This window comes from Ruegeria sp. J8, assembly GCF_056531925.1.
Map to the genome: position 1 here is coordinate 135,634 of NZ_JBQFMR010000005.1, position 18,914 is coordinate 154,547.

The 18,914-nt window shown below is 56.8% G+C and carries 11 protein-coding genes; 8 read left to right on the forward strand and 3 right to left on the reverse strand.

Translation table 11 applies throughout. The annotated features are described in order from the left end of the window. Positions 1 to 132: 132 nt before the first annotated feature. From ACR0L1_RS12440 to ACR0L1_RS12460, 5 genes are read left to right on the forward strand one after another with little or no spacing between them, the layout of a single operon-like run. Positions 133 to 1,146, forward strand: coding sequence for a substrate-binding domain-containing protein (locus ACR0L1_RS12440; protein ID WP_480859118.1), 1,014 nt, complete (start codon positions 133 to 135; stop codon positions 1,144 to 1,146). 3 nt (positions 1,147 to 1,149) lie between these two features. Beyond that, positions 1,150 to 2,622, forward strand: coding sequence for a sugar ABC transporter ATP-binding protein (locus tag ACR0L1_RS12445; protein WP_480859120.1), 1,473 nt, complete (start codon positions 1,150 to 1,152; stop codon positions 2,620 to 2,622). Further along, entirely contained in the window at positions 2,619 to 3,545 is a 927-nt protein-coding gene (locus tag ACR0L1_RS12450; protein WP_170785822.1) for an ABC transporter permease, read from the forward strand. Before ACR0L1_RS12445 ends, ACR0L1_RS12450 begins: the two co-directional genes overlap by 4 nt. Further along, positions 3,542 to 4,519, forward strand: coding sequence for an ABC transporter permease (locus ACR0L1_RS12455; protein ID WP_480859122.1), 978 nt, complete (start codon positions 3,542 to 3,544; stop codon positions 4,517 to 4,519). Before ACR0L1_RS12450 ends, ACR0L1_RS12455 begins: the two co-directional genes overlap by 4 nt. Further along, positions 4,516 to 5,421, forward strand: a complete 906-nt coding sequence (locus tag ACR0L1_RS12460; RefSeq protein WP_170789952.1) for an SMP-30/gluconolactonase/LRE family protein — start codon at positions 4,516 to 4,518, stop codon at positions 5,419 to 5,421. The genes ACR0L1_RS12455 and ACR0L1_RS12460 overlap by 4 nt, the downstream gene beginning before the upstream one ends. A 13-nt stretch (positions 5,422 to 5,434) precedes the next feature. On the opposite strand, the gene ACR0L1_RS12465 is transcribed toward ACR0L1_RS12460, so the two are convergent. Together ACR0L1_RS12465 and ACR0L1_RS12470 are read right to left on the reverse strand one after the other, a co-directional pair. Continuing rightward, on the reverse strand, positions 5,435 to 8,125 hold the full coding sequence (locus ACR0L1_RS12465; RefSeq protein ID WP_480859124.1) for a DUF6493 family protein: 2,691 nt from the start codon (positions 8,123 to 8,125) through the stop codon (positions 5,435 to 5,437). Further along, complete coding sequence (locus tag ACR0L1_RS12470; protein ID WP_480859125.1) at positions 8,122 to 9,456, reverse strand: SWIM zinc finger family protein; 1,335 nt, start codon at positions 9,454 to 9,456, stop codon at positions 8,122 to 8,124. Before ACR0L1_RS12470 ends, ACR0L1_RS12465 begins: the two co-directional genes overlap by 4 nt. A gap of 296 nt (positions 9,457 to 9,752) precedes the next feature. Here ACR0L1_RS12470 and ACR0L1_RS12475 point away from each other — a divergent pair, with 296 nt between their 5' ends. Together ACR0L1_RS12475 and ACR0L1_RS12480 are read left to right on the forward strand one after the other, a co-directional pair. Then, positions 9,753 to 11,492 (forward strand): type I secretion system permease/ATPase, encoded by a 1,740-nt coding sequence (locus ACR0L1_RS12475; protein WP_480859127.1) that lies wholly within the window; start codon positions 9,753 to 9,755, stop codon positions 11,490 to 11,492. Beyond that, complete coding sequence (locus ACR0L1_RS12480; protein WP_480859129.1) at positions 11,489 to 12,805, forward strand: HlyD family type I secretion periplasmic adaptor subunit; 1,317 nt, start codon at positions 11,489 to 11,491, stop codon at positions 12,803 to 12,805. The genes ACR0L1_RS12475 and ACR0L1_RS12480 overlap by 4 nt, the downstream gene beginning before the upstream one ends. A 5-nt stretch (positions 12,806 to 12,810) precedes the next feature. Here the strand turns inward: ACR0L1_RS12480 and ACR0L1_RS12485 are convergent, their stop codons facing one another. Then, complete coding sequence (locus ACR0L1_RS12485; RefSeq protein ID WP_480859131.1) at positions 12,811 to 14,862, reverse strand: dockerin type I domain-containing protein; 2,052 nt, start codon at positions 14,860 to 14,862, stop codon at positions 12,811 to 12,813. Between the two features lie 155 nt (positions 14,863 to 15,017). On the opposite strand from ACR0L1_RS12485, the gene ACR0L1_RS12490 reads away from it, so the two are divergent. Then, positions 15,018 to 18,893, forward strand: coding sequence for a beta strand repeat-containing protein (locus ACR0L1_RS12490; RefSeq protein WP_480859133.1), 3,876 nt, complete (start codon positions 15,018 to 15,020; stop codon positions 18,891 to 18,893). The last annotated feature ends 21 nt before the right edge of the window (positions 18,894 to 18,914 follow it).

The following is an 18,914-nucleotide window of genomic DNA, read 5'->3' on the forward strand; positions in this document are numbered from 1 at the left end:
TTGCGGGAACCCGCAATCTTTGCGCGCATCCTACTCTTACACTTTTGCCCATTGCGCGGAATCCTCTCGCTGCCTGCCGGATTGAGCGGGCCCGATGAACGTGCGGCGGAGGGGCCGCCCAGGGAGGAAACTATGACACTCAAGGCAATCATGCTCGGCGCTGTCGCCGGCATTACCGTATTGGCGGCCACCGGTGCCACCGCAGACACATCCGACAAACGCATCGCGCTGTCCAACAACTATGCCGGAAACTCATGGCGTCAGGCCATGCTGGAAAGCTGGCAGAAAAATGGGGATGCAGCCGTGGCCGAAGGCTTGGTTGCCGCAGCGGACGCCTTCACCACCTCTGAAAATCAGGCGACCGAACAGGCTGCCCAGATTCAGAACATGATCCTGCAGGGCTATGACGCCATCGTCATCAACGCGGCCTCGCCCACGGCAATCAACGGCGCGGTCAAAGCCGCTTGCGACGCGGGCATCACCGTTGTCTCATTTGACGGGATCGTGCAGGAGCCCTGCGCATGGCGCATCGCCGTCGACTTCCAACAGATGGGCCGCGAACAAGTGAAATACCTGGCACAGCGCTATCCCGATGGTGGCAACCTTTTGGAAATCCGTGGACTGGCCGGTGTCTTCGTCGATGATGAAATCAGCGCGGGTATTCATGACGAGGTAAAGGACTCCAACTTTGAGATCGTAGGTTCGGTTCATGGCGACTGGGCGCAGGACGTTGCGCAAAAGGCCGTTGCGGGCATTCTGCCAAGCCTGCCGGAAATCGTCGGTGTCGTGACCCAAGGTGGTGACGGCTATGGCGCCGCACAGGCCATTGGAGCCACCGACCGCTCGATGCCAACCATCGTCATGGGCAACCGTCAGGACGAATTGCAGTGGTGGGCCGACGAAAAAGCCGCCAACGGGTATGAAACCACGTCGCTGTCGATTGCTCCGGGCGTCAGCACGCTTGCTTTCTGGGTCGCGCAGCAGATTCTGGACGGAAACGACGTGCCCAAGGACCTGACCGTGCCTTTCCTGACCATCACCCAGGACGAATTGGAAGAGTCGCTGAAAACCACGCCCAAAGGGTCGGTTGCCAACGTTGAATATACGTTGGAACAGGCCAAAAACGTGATTTCGTCGGCTCAGTAGTCAATGAGCGATTTACACACGATACCCGGCGCAGTTTCTGCGCCGGTTGTCTCTCTGGACGCGGCCCATATGTCTTTTGGGCCCGTTCACGCGTTGCGCGCAGCGACGCTGGAAATTGCCGCGGGCGAGTGTATCGGATTGGTCGGCCACAATGGCGCGGGCAAGTCGACACTGGCCAATGTAATCAACGGGCGGCTGTCCCCCACTCAGGGCGCTGTGACCTACCGCGCCGGGGATGCCACGTTGACCAATGGACAAAAAGCGCAGGCATCCGGCGTGCGCAGCGTGTTTCAGGAATTGTCGCTTTGCCCGAACCTGACCGTGCTGGAAAACCTACGCATTCCATTTCGCACCATGCCACGCAAGAATTGGCGACGCGTGGCGCGGCAGAAAATGCAGGACGCGCTGGATCTGGTTTTTCCCGGCCACGGCATCAAACCAAGTGCCACTGTCGGCAACCTGACCATTGCCGAACGCCAGATGGTCGAAATTGCCATTGCCTTCGCAGACCGCGACAGCGAACCCAGCCTTGTTATTTTGGATGAGCCGACCTCATCACTTGATGCGGCCATCGCGCAGCAGTTGCTGGATCATATCAAACGTTTTTGCACCGAGGGTGGCGCGGTTCTGTTCATCTCGCACATGATGGGTGAGATTTTCGATGTGTCGACCCGGATCGTGATCATGAAGGATGGTCAGATCGTGGATGACCAACCGGCCCGAAATTTCACCCGCGAAAGCATTGTGGACGCTATGGGCCACGTGGCACCAGACGACACCGATACCAGCGAAACCCGCGCCACCAAAACGCTGGGTGCCGAGGTTGTGCGCGCCGAGAATGGCCTGAACGCCCGTCAAGGTGAGATCGTTGGCTTGGCCGGTCTGGCCGGTCATGGGCAGGCCGAAGCGCTGGCGCAAATCTTTTTCGACCATTCTTCGGTCTGGAAATCCTCGGGTAATCCCGAAGTGGTCTTCGTCGCGGGTGACCGTACGCGAGATGGGGTTATGCCGCTTTGGTCGATCCTCAGAAACCTGTCTTTGACCACCCTGTCCGAATTCAGCAACCGCATTTTGGTGGATCGCGGAAAGGAATCCGATCTGGTTCAGAACTGGAAACAGAGGATTGGAATTCGCACCGACAACGTATCGAACCCCATCCTTTCTCTCTCTGGGGGGAACCAGCAAAAAGTTCTGTTCGCACGGGCCTTGGCCTCGTGCGCGCCGATTGTAGTGATGGACGACCCCATGCGCGGTGTCGATGTGGGCACCAAGAAGGAAGTCTATCAAATGATCCGCGACGAAGCCGCCAAGGGGCGCAGTTTCTTGTGGTATTCCACCGAGACGGACGAGATTCTGGAGTGCGACCGGGTGTTTGTCTTCCGCACCGGGCATATTGCAGCGGAACTCAGCGGGGATGAGATCACCGAAGAGAACATTCTTGCCGCCTCATTCGAAATGCAGGAGGCCGCAGAATGACCGGGGATCGTCTGCGTCTCGCCCTGCCCGTTTTGTCGCTGGCCGTGCTTTTGGGGGCTGTCTTCTACCTGCAACCGCGCGCCATGAGTTATTTCGGTCTGAACCTGCTGTTCAATTTGGCGATTCCGGTCGCCTTAGCGACCATCGCCCAGATGATGATCATCATGGTCAACGATATCGACCTGTCGATTGGTACATTTGTCAGCTTCTGCGCCTGCGTGACTGCTACGTTCGTTCACGACACACCACTGATCGGCTATGCCATCCTGGCGGCGGCCATTCTGGCTTATGCCGGTTTGGGCGCTCTGATCCAGTTCAGGGGGTTGCCTGCCATCGTCGTAACTTTGGGTATGTCTTTTGTCTGGGGCGGGCTGGCAGTTTTGATCCTACCTTCTCCCGGCGGCGCATCGCCGGAATGGCTCAAGACGTTGATGAGTTACAAGACACCTCTGGTCCCCATTGCTGTGGTCGCACCTTTAGTTATCGCATTGGTGGTACACCTGCTGATCAAACGATCCTGGGTCGGCGTGATCCTGCAAGGGGTCGGCGGCAATGACCGCGCGATGGAGCGCGCCGGGTGGTCTCTGGTCAAACTGCGCGCGTCCGCATACGGGCTGGCCGGGTTGTTCGGCGTTCTGGCCGGAATGTGCCTTGTCGGTCTGACAACGGCAGCGGATGCCAACATTGCGCTGAGATATACTCTGCTGTCCATTGCCGGTGTCATTTTGGGCGGGGGCGAGTTTGTCGGTGGACGCATCTCTCCGTTTGGAGCGGTGATCGGCGCTCTGACCTTGACCCTTGCAGCCAGTTTCCTGTCCTTCTTGCGCCTGTCGCCTGACTGGCAGATCGGAGCGCAAGGGGCGATCCTGATCCTTGTTCTGGCGGTGCGGCTGCTCTTCGTTCGGAAGGAGGCTGCGGCGTGACCGATAATACCTCGTCCACCGAAGAGCCCTTGAATCCTGTGCGGATCTTGTTCTCAAAACCCTGGATCTGGGCCTTTGTGGCCGCCGCCCTGACTTTTGCGGCAACCAGTCTGATCGCCGGTTCCGGTGCTGGGTCGCTGTTCTATGCCGCCCTGACATTTGCTGCTTTTTCCGCCATCGTCGGGATCGGGCAGATGCTGGTGATCACCTTGGGTCCCGGCAATGTCGACCTTTCGATCCCCGCATCAATGACATTGTCGGCGACGCTGGCCCTGAAGTTCATGGACTCGGAAACCGCGCTGATCATACCCGGTCTATTGGTTGCAATCGGCGTCGGCATTGGCTGCGGCCTGGTGAATTTCGCCTTGATCCTGTTGCTGCGTATTCCACCGATCATCGCGACCCTGTCTGCCTCTTTCCTCTATCAATCACTGGCCATCTGGTCGAACCGAGGGCTGCGTATCAAACCGCCTGAGCCGCTGGCCGATTTCGCAACCGGTGGCGCGATTGGAATTCCCAACGTCGCCGTGATCGGTATCCTTCTGGCGATTTGCGCTTGGGTACTTTTGGAACGGTCGATCGCGGGACGGTGGATATCGGCCATCGGCCAGAACCTGCGCGCTGCCCGACTCAGCGGAGTTCCTGTCAACGCGGTCCGCTTTGGCGTCTATGTCAATTCGGCTGTCTGTGCTGCGCTGGCGGGGTTTCTTCTGGCCAGCTTTTCGGGGGGTGCAAACCTGAATATGGGGACTGAATACATGTTGATGTCCATTGCGGTCGTCGTGATCGGCGGATCTTCCATTGGTGGCGGCTATTCCAACGTGCCCGGTATCTGGGGCGCCGCTTTGTTTATGTTTCTCATCGTCTCAATGCTGAACTCCTACGGTTTGGGGGCTGGCGTCCGGCTTATTTTGACCGGGCTTGTCATCGTCGGAGTCGTCGCATTGGCCAGCCGTAAAGGATATGACGTATGATTTTTTCGCAGACCTACGACATCATCCGGCCCGAGTTCCGCGATCTGATCCATAGCAATATGGGCCTTGCGCGCCTCTCATCGGGGCACCGCTGGACAGAAGGGCCGGTCTGGTTTCCCGCACATAACCTGTTGCTGTTTTCAGATATACCCCATGCCCGCATCTACCAATGGACCGAAGGTGGTGGGGCAAGTGTGTATCGTCAGCAGTCCGAATATTCTAATGGCAACACCCGCGATCCAAACGGTCGCCTTGTTACTTGCCACCATGGAAGCCGCTCGGTTGTGCGCACGGAACATGACGGCACACGGCAGGTGATTGCCGAAAGTTACATGGGCAAGCGCCTGAATTCTCCTAACGACGTGGTGGTTCGCTCGGACGGGTCCATCTGGTTCACGGACCCGACCTATGGCATTCTGTCCGATCTGGAAGGGCATCAGGCCACCCCGGAACAAGAGGGCAGCTTTGTCTATCGCGCCAGCCCGGATGGGCAGGCACTTTCGGCGGTTGTCACCGATTTCGTTCAGCCCAACGGACTTGCCTTTTCGGTCGACGAAAACCGGCTCTATATTGCGGAGTCAGGCAGCAGCCACGACCCTGAAGTTCCTTCAGTGCTACGAGCGTTCGACGTAGACACGGATGGCAGTCTGAGCGGCGGTCAGGAGTTTGCAACCATCGACAACGGATTGCCGGATGGGTTGCGGGTGGATCGCTACGACAATATCTGGTGCTCGGCAGCAGACGGGGTGCATGTCTTTTCGAAGGCAGGAGATTTGCTGGGTAAGATCCTAGTGCCCGAAACGGTTGCGAACCTAACATTCGGGGGCACGCGCGGGAACATGCTGTTCATCACGGCCTCGACCTCTGTCTATTCGATCTTCGTCAATTCCGCCGCGGCCTGACGGGCTCAAGGCCCTATAGGCTATGAAGCTTCAACAGTTTCTTTGCAAACTTACCGGTCTTTCCGCCAGCTTTGATCGCCGCCAAAGCTGCTGTAGACTTTGGTGCTGTCAAACCAGACCCTGACAGCACACAAAGCTCATGGAGCAGTTCCAGAATTCCGCCCAAATCGCGCGGAAGCGTGTCGGGCAAGTCATACAGCATCGCTGACAAAGCTTTTTGAATCTCATGCGCGTGCATTTTGGATAGCTCAGAGACTTGCGCCATGCGTTTGGTCCAACGCCGCAGGGGGAGCGCTCCGAAAAAGACCAACTCGCGCGCGGCGTCGGCAAATTCTTCGGATTGAAATCTGCCCTGCGCAATCAAGGTTACGATTGAGTCACTGGTGGTCATTCCGATACCTTCATCCGCACTTGCCAGATACCACGCCAACATCGCATGGGCCATTTTACCCGGCTGCAATCCGGGGCGAAAAAACGGGTCCAGATAGGTCAGGCAATGGTGCCGCGCCAGCTTTTGATCCAGTTCCAGATCGAAAATACCGGCAACGAAATACAACTCTGGCTGCGTTGGGTTCATCAATACTGCCCACGGGTTCAATCCTAGCAGCCAGCTGGCACCAGGATCGCGTCCATAGCTGTGTTCGAATTTCGCAGGCAGGACAAAACCCAAACTCGGATCAACATCACCTGGCATTTTCGGTAAAATAGAGACGCTGGGCTGCGGCCAGAAATATTCGTCGATACGCCGGATTTTGGCCGTGAAACGATACTCTGCAGGAGTACCCAGACCGGGAATAATACCCCCAACCAAACGCTGGATATTGGGGTCGGCCTCAATCGGTCGGCGCCCCTGCCAGGCCATAGCCCAGAGTTGGCAATCTGTTTCAGGCCTGAACTCACCGCCCAAGGCATATCCCAACGCACGCTCTGCTTCGGTCTGCGGGTTTAGAGCCGCCAACGCCTTTTCGCGCCCTTCCGATCCCAGCCGCAGGATCGCAAGTCTGAAATCCATGGCCCCCGGCCGAACACTCAGGCCACGGTAATGTTCCAGCCTGTCAATCAAACGCAATGGGTCAACACATCCGCTATTGTCGGAAGGGGCCGAGAGCATCGGAACCGAATGGCCCGCCTGAACGAAAGACAACAGCTCTTTGGCGCGCGCCGCGAATATCCCTTCGAAACTATGGGGCGAAATACCCAAGGGTTGGTGACCGGAATATCGTGGCTCTAGATAGGGTTGCAGTTCGGCATCGAAATCGGACCCGTTGGCCCAGCTCAATCCCGCAACCGAAATAGGTCGCTGAAAATACTTACCCGGACTAAAACCGCCCTCGAGATCGCGCGTTCTGATCTGATTTGCCCGCTTTTTTAGAGGGCCAAGTAGCGGGGCAGCCTCGGCTCCGAACCGCGCTATTCCATCAAATGCCTGCTCGATCAGGAAGGGGTCATGGCAATCCTCCAGGAGGGCCAGATATGCCGCAACCGCCTCATCTACGGAGGAAACAGGCTCAAACGGCTTAGGTCTAGGAACGGGAAAATCGGTGATTTCCGCTTTGGCCAAAGGTGCGGTGTCAGCAAGCCGCGCGCGGACCGTCGGCGTCACCACATCCAGATAGTCCGCCATCGCCGTCTGAACCCCGGCATTATGCATCTGACCGAGGCTTTCTATCAGATCCACCGCCCGCGTTTGCACATCCCCAACCTCTGATATCAAAGACGAGGTGGCGGTTTCGGCAATTTCGGCCACCCTATCCGGAGTGCGTTTGGCGCAGGATTTCAATAGACCTAACGCATTCAAAGCCGTCGATTTCTGGCGGCTTTGCAAAGCAGGTTCAATCGCGTCGAGCAGGGCTTTGGCGTCAAGTTCACCACAATTGTCGGCGCGCTTCAGCGCCTTGACCGCAATCGCCACTGTCGGGGGAACCGCACTATTGAGGAGGCCGAGGTACTGATCCACGCGCTCAACGATTTCAGCATCGCTCGGTTCTAGCGCTGTATGAAACCGCGAGTACCAACCCGCGCGAAACTGCGCAAAATCCCGCTTCAGGGCCTCTAGTGAGCTATCCAACAAGCGCTGTCGGTCCAGGTCACCGTTTTCGCTCAGGGCTCGCAAAACATCCGCCCATCCTGCGCGGGGTCCTGAATATTTGTCATGCGCAGCAAGGCTGAGATCACCACCGCCTTCAACCTCGAAGAACCGCCAGACATCCTGAGACAAAAACTGATCCCGCGCGTTGTCGGGAACGCCCGCCTGAATGGCGTAGTAGCCAAGAATATAGGCGTCCGTCTGAGGGATTGAGCACAACCCTTTTCGGTTCAACAAATGTACCGCGTCGATCAGGCGGGGATTGTCTTCAACCGCAGCCTCGGCCCAGGCGTCGATCCAACTGAGCTTAAGCTGCGCAAACACTTCGTCCAAAGGAAGGGATTGCGGCAAGAAACGCCAATCCCCACAGGCATATTCCGAGGGTCTGGCGGTGGCAATCACGGCGATCCCCAATGCTTCGCCGTCTTTGGCAAATGCTTTGAGCGGCTTTTGGCCTTTCATCTGCGCTTCCCACCAGACCTTTTCATAAGCTTTTTGCGTCTTCAGCGCATGCCGGGCAAATGGCCTTCGATCCGCCTCCGACATCTTTGCGAGGGCCTTTAGAACATAGCGCGCAGTGCGCGTTGTAATCAGGGTCAGAAACTCCTGTTCAGTCACGCTTGGCGCTCCATCATCAGTTCGACGGCTAAAATGTGTTTGCAGGGACCACGCGTATGGCCATTGGCAGCAAACCACGGGCATGTGCAGCTGTGCCCGTCCTCGGCAAAGCGAACCCGATGCGTAACATCGCCACTTTTCACATCCGCATAGTTTTGGGACAATGCGACCGCTCCGTTGTCCGCCAGGTTTGCGGCGGCTTTCAGCCTTGGATTCAAAGATCTGACGCGCTCGAAGCCAAAGAGGAGTTCTCGGTGAAACCAGGTTTGCGACCAAAGATCATAACCTACACGACCCAACGCAGCCAATTGGCACAGCGCGATGTGCACCTCGTGCGGTGAGGCGTTGATGAGGGGTGCCAGGATATTGGGATCAAGCCGGTCCTGCCAGTTCAATTGCGCGGTTACTGCAGCCGTTTTCTCAGCCTCGGTCGTGAGGTCAGAGAGCAACTGCCCGTCGCCTGAAAACCCGCGCCAAGGATCTGCATTCAAGACCAGACACAAACGCTGCCCAGCAAAATCCAAAACCCAGGCCGAACTTTTCAGACCTTCGTTGACAAAAACACGCAGTGTCTTCGCCTTGGGAGCCAGAGACACCAACACGTTTAACCGATGACCACCGCGCAACGGCACGCTACCCAGCGAAGCTCGGGTTGTTGCTCTGACCCGTTGCCCCTGAGCCGATACCCAAACCAGATGATCCGATTTCGATCGCGGCAAACTGCGCAAAAATTTCTGTGCTGGTGTCGGGGCCAATGAAAAAGCGGGTACCATACCAGCCATATGGCTCTGCACCTCGGCAAATCCCTTCAACCAGCGCAAGGGAAGCGGTACTTTTCGTTCGACGAGTCGGTTTTCATCATGTGTCAGGGCCACGGCTTTGGGCCCAATCGAGATCTGCAACTGGCTGTCGGGCGAAACCTGGGCCAGCATAGCCCTCAAGTTGGGGCCAAAATCCACATTGGTTGTCCCTGTGCGACGCTGTTCGGCGTCTAGCGCGGCCTCATCTATGTCCAGACGGGCATAGGTGCTGCAACAAGCTGAAAACCCCTCAAACCGCACGGTTTCGTGCCCTACTGTGACCACTGGGTCCGCTTCGCGCAGAATCCGGGCCAGCATCGCGGGTGGGACGTAAAAGCGGCTGCCGACGATATCGGAAACCGCGCGCAAAGACCTAGCCGTGATCAGAGGGTGTTTGGCGTGTGCGATCAGGAAATCCTGAGAAGCATCTGGATCGGACTGATCAGCCACCAGACTCAGCTTCTGCTGAGATGACATTCCGGTCAGAGATGACCGGCCCGCATAGTGATACGTGTAGTCGAGTTCTCTCATCTCCGTATACCGGAACTTAAAAACTAATCAATTTGTTCCGATTCATCGTAGACGCCGATTGCACCGCTATTCAACTGACCGAAACGGCCCGAGGGCGTCGTGAGACATTATCGCCGCAATTCCGGAATTGTCAGGGGAGCAACGGCGTCTGATCCGCGGCGGTCCGATCATTCCCATCACTGTGTGTTTGATGTAGCTTTTGCGGCAGTGTTCCGCTCTATCTCGCAACCCATGCATTTTAACTGCCTTTGTGGTGCGTTAGAGTCAAAACAGCATTGTCGTCGAAAGTCCTATTCGTGAAGCCAGCAAGCCGTTTCTCTCAACCTCCACAACACGAGTTGCGCAAAGTTCGCAATCAGGGATCAGCCTTTCTGACGCTCGCCTTCCTGTTCAGCATCTTCGTGAATCTGCTGATGCTGACCGGACCGTTGTTCATGCTGCAGGTTTACGACCGCGTTCTGGGGTCGCGCGCGGTCGAAACATTGACTGCTCTTTTCCTGTTAGTGGCGCTTTTGTACGGGTTGATGGCAATGCTAGACTATGCCAGGGGCCGTATCGTGGCCCGTTTTGGTGCCCGGTTCCAGTCAACCCTGGACGAACGTGTGTTCGAGGCGACGTTACAACGATCTTTGAATCCTCAGGTCCGGGCTGCGCCTTCAACAGGTTTGCGGGATTTGGAAGCCATTCAAAACCTCTGCTCATCGCCGGTATTGTTGGCTGTGATGGACATTCCGTGGACACCGGTTTTCATGGCTGCCATCTTCCTGTTCCACCCGATGCTGGGATGGCTTGCCGTAGGCGGCGGAGCATTTCTGGTGACTATAGCATTGCTGAACCAGGCGCTGACACGGCGCAAGGTGGCCACGGCGCAATCGGCTTCGGCACAGGCGAATTCCTTTTCCGAACACGCGCGGAAAGCGGCGGAAATTGTACGCTCTCAAGGGATGCAGAAGGACATCATTCAGCGTTGGCAAAAACAACGCACCAATGCATTGCACCAGACAATCGCAGCCAGCGACTGGACTGGCAGTTTTACCTCACTGACCAAATCACTGCGACTGTTCCTGCAATCCGCTATGCTGGCCTTGGGAGCCTGGCTGGTTCTGCGCAACGAGTTGACACCGGGCGCGATGATTGCTGGCTCTATTCTGCTGGGTCGCGCGCTTGCTCCGATCGAGCAGACAATTGGCCAATGGGCGATGATCGAACGTGCCCGAACAGCCTGGGGGTCTCTGAACGAGTTTCTGGATTCAACTCCACCTGAAACGCCTCGTACCAAGCTGCCTGTTCCCGAGGCCCGGTTGACGGCCAAGGGACTAACCGTCATTCCACCGGGTGCGGAAAAACCAACTTTGCGCAACATTTCCCTAAACCTGGCACCGGGCAGCGCTCTGGGCGTGATCGGGCGCAGTGGTTCGGGCAAATCGACACTAGCCAAAGCCTTGCTGGGATTGTGGCATCCGGCGGTCGGCGAAATCCGCTTGGGCGGTGCGACGTTGGATCAATACGACCCGACCGATCTGGGCCAGCATATCGGCTATCTGCCGCAGACCGTGACCCTGTTCAATGGCACTGTTGCGGAAAACATCGCACGAATGTCGGAAAACCCGGACGCCGAGGCCGTGGTTGAAGCTGCCCGAAAAGCGAACGCGCATGAGCTGATCCTGACGCTGCCAAAAGGCTATGACACGTTTCTTGAAGGCAACGATAGCCAGCTTTCAGGTGGTCAAAAACAGCGGATCGCTCTGGCGCGCGCCCTCTACGGAGACCCGGTACTTTTGATTTTGGACGAACCGAACTCGGCCTTGGACGCCGATGGGACAGAGGCACTGAACACTGCAGTGCGCGGCTTCAAGGCAGCTGGGAAATCCGCGATAATCATGACGCATCGTCCGCAGGCAATTTCGGAATGTGAAAACCTGATCGTTGTCGAACGTGGACAGATCATCAAGTCCGGTGCTCGCGACGAGGTGCTGGGAGCCACGGTCCAAAACGCGGGTGCGATCAAACGCGGCCTCAGTCAGGCGGGGGAATGATGCAAAAAAGCAGCTCTGATACTCGTCCTGTTTGGCGCATCACATTTCCGGCGATGGTGGGATTTGTCGCCTTAGCCATTCTGGTTGGCGGTTTGGGGATCTGGGCCGTTCAAACCCGACTTGCAGGCGCTATCATTTCGCAGGGGACGATCGAAGTTCAAAGCAACCGGCAGGTCGTTCAGCACCCCGACGGCGGCGTGGTCGGAGAGATTTTCGTGCGCGACGGTGACGAGGTTCAGCAGGGCGATCTGTTAATCCGGTTGGACGGTACTTTTCTGAAATCTGAGAAAATCATCGTAGAAACTCAACTATTCGAGCTTTTGGCCCGCAAAGCCCGACTGGAAGCGGAACGTGACGGCATCCCGGCACAGGAGTTGCGCGCACGTCTGGACGAATTGGAACGGCAAGAGGCCATCGAACCCGAACTAGTCGGCGGCCAGCAACGTTTGTTCGAGGCCCGGTTGGACACATTAAGTCAACAAGCCGAGCAGCTCGGGAAGCAACGCATTCAGACGGAAAGCGAGATTGAAGGTACGGAGGCTCAGCTTATCTCTCTGCGCCGTCAAGTCGAGTTGATCCGGGAGGAGCTGGAAGATCAGCAGAGCTTGTTCGATCGGGGCCTGACACAGGCCAGCAGGGTCTCGGCGCTGTTGCGGGAAGAGGCCAGCCTGACCGGGGATATCGGCCGGTTAGAGGCCAATATCGCCCGTTTGCGCGGGCAGATCGCGGCAACCGAGATCCAGATTGTCGAGCTGAAAGCTGCCCGCCGAGAAGAGGCGATATCGACCCTGCGCGATGTTCAAGCACAGATCGCTGAACTGGCCGAGCGACGCCTGTCCCTGATCGTGCGTCTGTCAAGGCTGGATATTCGCGCACCGGTGACAGGGGTCGTCTATGGCAGTCAGGTTTTCGCGTTGCAATCCGTGGTCCAACCCGCCGAGCCTATGATGTATGTGGTGCCCTTGGACACACCTTTGCTGGTAGCCTCGCGCGTGGACGCCATTCATGTCGATCAGCTGCACGTGGGACAGCCTGTCCTGCTGCGATTCACCGCGTTCAATCAGCGTGAAACACCAGAAATCGAAGGGCAAGTCATCAACGTTTCGGCTGATGCTTTTACCGATGACAACACCGGGCTGACCTTTTATCGCGCCGAAGTTGTACCAAATGAAGGACAGCTTGGCCGTCTGAACGGTCAGGAACTGCTCCCCGGAATGCCCGTCGAAACCATGATTAAAACAGATGAGCGTACGCCTCTGTCCTACCTGGTCAAACCATTGTCGGACTATTTCAACAGGGCGTTCCGGGAATAGAGCGGCTAGGCCTGTTCAATATTGCCAAGCAGGATAGTGGTCATATCTGCGGTGATCACGTTGTCTACGGCAACGATATCGACCCCTGTTTCGTAGGACACATTGTTCGGCGTGATGCCGCTGAGATCCGCATCATCGTCCAAGAACACCCATTCCGGCGAATGTGGGGTAGATTGCCCAACAGAAACCTGCAAAATCGCCAGCGCGTCCAACGCATTTACAGTGCCGTCTTGCGTGATGTCGGCCGCAATCAGATTCTCGGCCGAGGCCGGTCCCCATGTTGGTTCAAGCCCGACGGAAATACGCAAAACCTGAAGCGCGTCTAGAGCATTGATATCGGCACTTGCCGTTGAATAGCCCTTGATCACGTCAAACTCACCCGAGAACATCCCAGGAGGGAGGTCAAAGTCGAATACACCATTCTCGTCCGCGCGCACGGTCAAAATGCCCCCGCCTTCGAGCGCTAACTGGATTTCTGCATTCGCCAAAGCCGGATTCTGCGTTTGGGAATCGATCGAGATATCGCCCAGAACACCATCCGAGCTACCGGGGTCCAGGCCCCCCAAAGTCCCCAGGTCCACGGGTATATGATCGGGGCCACCAAAGCCCGCGCCGAATACCTGTTGCTCGGACAATGGACCTCCCGCAGCGGATATGAGTTCGACCGTAGTGTCCAGAAACTCTATCAAGGCCCCCTGACCTGTAGCCGTGAATGTAAGTTGATCCGGCGTGCGCAGCAGTGGGAAATCGAACATGTCCAGACGGTCTGTACCCGCCTCGAAATCAGTAATGATCACAGGGGCGCTGCCATGCTGCATGACGAAAATATCCGCTCCGGCCCCACCGGTCATCTCCGTGGCTCCGGCACCGGCGATCAGGATGTCATCTCCCGCCCCACCCGACAAATTCGTGTCGAGGATACCTCCGCTAAGCATGTCGTTTTGATTTGTGCCAGTGATCGTGCCAAACCCTTCCTGCACGATCCCCAGATCAGAGAGGTCGACTGTCAATTGCGTCAGACCACCATCCTGTTGTGAGGCGGCAAATATTTGCAGCTCATCCCCGACATGAGCCGTGATCACCGTCTCAACATTCTGTAGTCCGGTGTCCAACGTGTCGGCAAAACTGTCCAGGTAAACCAGTTGCCCGCCCGGTGTCATCGTGAAAAGTGTGACCCCGTCATCGCCTCCCCCAGCCACTAAGAACACATGGCCGTCCACCTCGATGACGGACATGTCCTGAAGGGTTTCGAACCGCGTGTGCAACGAATCCAACACGTGATCCGTGGGTACAAGCGAACCCGAGGCATCCAGCTTCATCAAGCTGATGGAATTGCTCTGCGCCCCGGCGACGACGACCCATGACTGACCGTACGCTTGCACCACGTCAACCGCGGTAGGCACTGCAATGCCCAGTTGGTTCAGCGCATCGCTGTTATCAACTTCTGACAGTCCCCCCGTGGCGGAATCCACTGTGTAAATCGCGATGAAATCCGTCTCTGCATCAGAGGCCACCACGACATTCTCACTGCCAAATTGAATGACCTCCATCGAGTCGGCGCGACCGGCGATGGATCCCGACACCGTCAGACTTCCGTCCGGATTCACTAGATAGGTCGAGATTTGACCCGTATCTTCATGGGCCAAGGCCAGCACTCCACCCGTCTCAACCGAGTATTGCACAAGCGCGGAAACATCTCCGCCCCCGATCAGACTGTCGGTGGTCTGTAACGTTCCGACAGTTCCATCTGGATTAAGTGTGTATCCTACCAATCCCGTGGCCAAATCGACATCCAGAATCAGTTGGTCACTACCGGCAAGCGTCACGAGCTCGGCACTATTGCCTATTTGTTGCGAAATCGTCCCGCTGTAATATTGAATGTCTTGCTGTTGCGGAACAATGCCTTCTAGCAGCTTCCAAACCGCGATGCCGCCTCCAGGGCCCGTCACGCTGTAAAGAAACGTGTCCCCGTTAAACGTTTTTAAAGCCGTATCGCTGATACCTGAATCGAGCGCTACGCTTCCCGTTGCAACCACACCTTCGAACTGAAGCATCATGTCAAATCACCCCGTGCCACACTTGGCTTCAATGACAGGATGATCTGATGCCCGGTCCGAAACCAAAGCACAAATGTGGTGAAAACGCGAAGTTCGGCATCAGTTTAACTCAATTTTTCTGGTCCGACCGCATGAGTCACTGGAGGGCAAGACAGATGAACAAGAGCTGGACCCCTTGGGCGGACGCGGACACCACATGTGAGGGTAAGATGACCAAAGACCACGATTCCAATCACCACGCGAACAACCCCGTGACCGGGGTCGAGGACAAAGCGCAGATTCGTCGTTGGCTTAATGACAAAATGCGCCGCTGGGCAGGTCGGGGTCTTGCAGGTGGGTTGGGCTCAACGCTGATGGCGCTGCCTGCTCTGGGGCAAGCCACGATCGAAGAGCTTTACGCCTTTCAATTCGCCGAAACCATCCCGGGTGTCAGATCGGTCAAACTGCTGAAAGATGGCGATGTCCTGGTTAAATTGGCGAACGGGAAATCGATGATCGTGGCGTCAGAGAACATCCAGATTCTCGATAGTGGTGCAATCATGATCGCGGAAGATATCGTGGCTGAGATTGCGCAGTTCAGCCTGGCCGCAGAAGCGGGCGGCGCGGCTGCCGCAAGTGGCATCAGTGGGGTTGGCGCTGCCGCACTAGGTGGACTTGGTTTGGCCGGGGCGGCCGCTGCTGCAGGCGGCGGGGGCGGAGGCGGGGGCGATGATCCCGCTCCGGCACCAACATATCCCCACCTGAATTTGGCAGGAGCCCAATCCAACGCGCTGAGCAGCACCGCACTAAATTCGGTCACGCCCGATGGGACAACAGATATCGAAGTGTCGATCGGATCCGTTTCCGTATCGGTGGTGCCCGAACCAGACGGAAGCTGGAACGTTGCACTGACACCCGACCAAGCGGCAAACCTTCCCCAAGGTGTCAACACCGTTACGATCCGTCATCTTGACGGCGACGGGAACGAACTGGCGGTCGAAAACGTGACCTTCAATGTCGATACAATTGCTCCGACGCTGGCAATAACCGATTTCTCGCACGGCGCGGTTGTGAACGCCATTGAGCAAGGAAACGACCTTACCGTATCCGGAACTTCGGACGCTGAAAACGGGCAAACCATCACGGTGTCCGTCAACGGACAAGTCTATTCAGCCACGGTGAACGCAGGCCTATGGACAGCGACAATACCAGCGGCAGACCTGTCAGCTTTGCCAGATGGAACAACTATTTCGGTAACAGCAGATGTGACAGACGCTGCGGGCAACCCTGCGCCACAGGCAACAGGCAGCTTTGAAACGGATTTCACCGCGCCCACGTTGACCCTCAATCCGGTAGCTGGCGGATCCATCGACCTGATTGACGTAGGGAGTGACCTTAATATTACCGGGACGACCACGGCTGCGGATGGCGAAATAGTCTCGCTTGACTTCAATGGGCAGGTCTACACGGGCACCGCATCCGGAGGAAACTGGACTGTCACAATCCCCGCCGCGGACCTAAGCGGACTGTCGACCGGCACACCTGTCGCAATTGGCGTTTCAGTAGCAGATGCGGCCGGCAACATTTCTACCTTGGTCAACGCATCTATTCCGGTCGACTTGACCGGGCCATCGATCTCGATCGCAACCCTCCCCGTTGGCGACGCACTGAACACGGCGGAAGTGACATCAGACCTGACAATTTCCGGGACGACGGCAAATGTTCAGGATGGTCAAACCGTAACCGTCACACTGGACGGCCAGACCTATACAGGTACGGTCACAAGTGGAGTATGGAACGTTACTATCCCTGCATCCGATCTCGGCGCATTGACCGATGGCGAAACATTTTCCATCACAGCAGATGTGTCTGACACGGATGGATTGATAGCACCGCAAGCCAGCACGGCCATCGTCAAGGACGTCACCGCGCCGACCCTTAGCATCGACAGTTTTTCGGCTGGCGCCGTCATGAATGCATCCGAGAGGGGTACGGATCTGACAATCACTGGCTCCACCAACGCCGAAGACGGGCAAACGGTCACCGTCAATCTCGGAGGCCAATCCTACACCGCTACGGTATCTGGCGGCGCATGGACAGCAACTGCTCCTGCGAGTGACGTAGCCGCCCTATCGGACGGCGCAACCATCGCCGTCACCGCTGATGTTTCCGACGAGGCCGGAAACCCAGCTGTACGAGCCACAAGCAGCTTTGACACCGACTTTTCCGCACCCTCAATCAACGTGACTTCACTTTCGGACGGGCCTGTTCTGAACTTCGCAGAACTTAGTACCAACCTCGTGGTTTCCGGCACCTCCGATGCGGGCGACGGAGCTGTCGTTTCCGTCCAAATTGTCCGGGGGGATGGCACCGTAGACGTCGCAGGGACCGCCACTGTGAATTCGGGAAGCTGGTCGTTTACCGCGACACCTTCTGACCTGACTGAATTACAAGACACGGAATCCTACACCGTATCCGCCTCTGTTTCCGACACGGCAGGCAATACCGCATCCGACATCAGCACTTTCGATACCGATTTTTCAGCGCCTGTCATAGCGATTGACCCATTAGCTGTCGGATCTACGCTGGACATCGCGGAAAGGGGCTCGGACCTGACGGTATACGGCACCACGACCGCTGAGGATGGGCAAACTGTTACGGTCTCTCTGAACGGTCAGGACTATGTCGCCACGGTTGCTTCGGGAAGTTGGAGCGCGACCATCCCTTCTGGAGATCTCGGCAGCCTGGCAGACACAACAGCCTTCACCATAAGCGCAAATGTCGCTGATTTGGCAGGCAATCCGGCGACACCGGCGACGGCAGCGATAACGACGGATTTCCGCCCGATACTATCCTTGAATTCCACGGGTACCAACGGAGCGGTCTTGCTCGCAGACGCGCAGAGTACGGGACTCACAGTCTCTGGAAGTTCGATAGGTCTTACAGCAGGACAGACTGTTAGTGTAACCCTGAACGGAACACCTGTGGGGACAGCCTCGGTTGGCGCAGACGGGACATGGTCTTTGCCGGTCTCTTCAAGCGACTTTGCTGGTCTAAACGCTGGTGACGACCTCACTTTTCAAGTTCAGGCAACAGTTACGGGTGGGCCGGATCCCGCACCTACAACGGATACAACAACCGCGTATTTACCCGCCGCATACACAATCTCGGAAGTCAGCAACGATGGTTCTTCAGTGATATTCCAAATTCACGCCGACCCGAACCGCGATATCTCGGGCGGGCTGGCCGTCACAGCAGAAATCGGATTGGATCCGGCCGTTGTCACAATCAACCCTACCTCCATTTCCGAGAACAGTGATTTCGGGCTTTTCCTGACCAATCCAGTCGGAGCATCAGCTGTCAACATCGCGGGGGTCGCAACGACCTATTCGGACCTGTCACAACCCGTTGTGACATTTACCGCGGCTGTCGTTGATCCTTCCAAACCAATCATTCTGACCATAGACACGCCCGACGGTGGTCCTTCGGTCTACCAATTGGGCAGTGGAGGAGACGATACGCTCACCGCAAACGCCGTCGAAAATTTCCTGCAAGGTTTCGGAGGAAACGACACCATAGACGTATCGAACGCAGGGCGGGATGTCGTGGTCTTCGAAGCTACGCCAGCAGCCAACGGCGTGGACACCATTACGGGCTTTACGCTCGGCGCAAAGGCTGAGGTCACAGATGCGATTATGTTCAATGGGTTCGACAGTACCACACTGCGGGGAGACGGAACTAATTTCGAAACCCTGGAACTGGGAGACGCCGTTGGCACAAATACTGGTTTCGTGGGTCTTACGACCGTTTTGGTAGATTTGAGCGCAGGCACAATTGAAAACGCTGTCGAGAGTTTGAGCGATCTGCAAGCGGGTGACGAAATCTATGTCATGGCGACAGATGGCGATGACAGCGTGTTGGTCCATGTCGAATACAGCGCACCAAATGCAGCATCGGTTGAAACAGTTGCAGAATTCACAGGGCTGGACGACCTAAGCGGTTTGTCCCCCGACAATATCCTGCACACCGACCCAACTGGCGCATCCGCCTGATCCAACGACACCGCCGAATTT

Bases quoted from the DNA above. Each gene is read 5' to 3' on its own strand.
- ACR0L1_RS12440 (WP_480859118.1), top strand. From the start codon at position 133: ATGACACTCAAGGCAATCATGCTCGGCGCTGTCGCCGGCATTACCGTA.
- ACR0L1_RS12445 (WP_480859120.1), top strand. From the start codon at position 1,150: ATGAGCGATTTACACACGATACCCGGCGCAGTTTCTGCGCCGGTTGTC.
- ACR0L1_RS12450 (WP_170785822.1), top strand. From the start codon at position 2,619: ATGACCGGGGATCGTCTGCGTCTCGCCCTGCCCGTTTTGTCGCTGGCC.
- ACR0L1_RS12460 (WP_170789952.1), top strand. From the start codon at position 4,516: ATGATTTTTTCGCAGACCTACGACATCATCCGGCCCGAGTTCCGCGAT.
- ACR0L1_RS12470 (WP_480859125.1), bottom strand. From the start codon at position 9,456: ATGAGAGAACTCGACTACACGTATCACTATGCGGGCCGGTCATCTCTG.
- ACR0L1_RS12480 (WP_480859129.1), top strand. From the start codon at position 11,489: ATGATGCAAAAAAGCAGCTCTGATACTCGTCCTGTTTGGCGCATCACA.
- ACR0L1_RS12485 (WP_480859131.1), bottom strand. From the start codon at position 14,862: ATGATGCTTCAGTTCGAAGGTGTGGTTGCAACGGGAAGCGTAGCGCTC.
- ACR0L1_RS12490 (WP_480859133.1), top strand. From the start codon at position 15,018: ATGAACAAGAGCTGGACCCCTTGGGCGGACGCGGACACCACATGTGAG.